Below are 1,338 nucleotides of genomic sequence, written 5' to 3'. Positions count from 1 at the left end.
TGTAACGAGTGATGACCAAGTGCTCACGTACAGAGCCTAGGTTTTCTTCGACTTTTTTCGTTTGGCTTTGCAAAATACCGATGATGCGATCCGAGTCACGTACTGAAGAGATTTCAGGATTGGTAACAATGATGGCTTCGTCAGCATGATACATGGCCAACTGTGCACCGCGCTCGATACCAGCAGGTGAGTCACAGATGATATAGTCAAACTGTTTAGACAGCTCAGTCATGACCTCTGCGACACCTTCGTCTGTCAGTGCGTCTTTATCACGCGTCTGACTAGCAGGAAGGATATACAGGTTTTCAAGCTGTTTGTCTTTGACAAGTGCTTGCGACAAGCGTGCGCTACCGGTAATGACATCAACGAAATCATAAACAATTCGGTTTTCACAACCCATGATCAAGTCTAGATTACGTAGACCTACATCAAAATCAATTACAACCGTCTTATAGCCACGCAATGCTAAACCAGCGGCAAAAGAGGCACTTGTCGTGGTTTTGCCCACACCGCCTTTACCTGAAGTGATTACAACTATCTTCGCCACAATGGCACACTCCTATGAATCAATGGGATATCTTTTATATAAATAGCACAATTGCATGGTATTTATCTACTAACTATATATGTACTATCTGCGAAGCTAGCCTAGCATAAATATACAAGGATTTATAGCAAGTCTATATTAAAGCAAAAAAACAACTGAGATATGAGCTACAAAAGGCTTTTGCTTATAAGTTTTACAGTTAATGGCGATAATTTTTAGCCGTTCGATAGTTATTTAAATATACGGCAAATAACGTTAGAACCAACACTTAATAATAGCTCAATTGTAACGATTAATTTGATATATCTTGTTTTATTTATCTGACACAGCAGCTTATATAATTAAGGCTTACCTTACCCAGTTTACTTTACTAGACAATCACCTAACCGTTTATTATTTTTAACCGAGTAATCGTTAAGCTTCATCCATCACGATAAATACTAGGCCTTCACCTTCCACAAACTTGACTTGCACCGGTTTGTCTATCACGTGATCTGGCAGATTGTCTCGTAAGCAATATGTCCCAGCAACGGAAACTAATGAAGGGTTGAAAACTTGGCAAAAAATACGGGCATCTTTGTCGCCTGTTGCACCTGCAACCAAGCGACCTTGCGCACGCCCATACACATGCAGGCTATTGTCGGTGATTGCCTCAGCACCATTGTTGACACTGTTGGTCAAAATCAAGTCGCCGCCAACATGGTTTAAGCTTTGTCCTGAGCGCAGCATTAGGTCATAGATTAGGCTGGTTATATGCTGAGCACTTAATAATGTCTCATCTGGAAGACTAG

Annotated in this window: 2 protein-coding genes; both read right to left on the bottom strand. The window is 41.0% G+C overall.

The features are described 5' to 3' along the window. A partial coding sequence (gene minD / locus ACS8FC_RS14215) for a septum site-determining protein MinD (protein WP_439297236.1) occupies window positions 1-547 on the bottom strand: 547 nt, incomplete at its 3' end. 414 nt (window positions 548-961) lie between these two features. Further along, window positions 962-1,338, bottom strand: a 377-nt coding sequence (gene minC, locus ACS8FC_RS14210; RefSeq protein WP_439297235.1) for a septum site-determining protein MinC, incomplete at its 5' end; no start/stop codon positions are given.

It is taken from the genome of Psychrobacter sp. 1Y4, assembly GCF_051847555.1.
The sequence above is the reverse complement of the archived record's forward strand: the minus strand, read 5'-3'. Positions and strand labels throughout refer to the sequence as shown.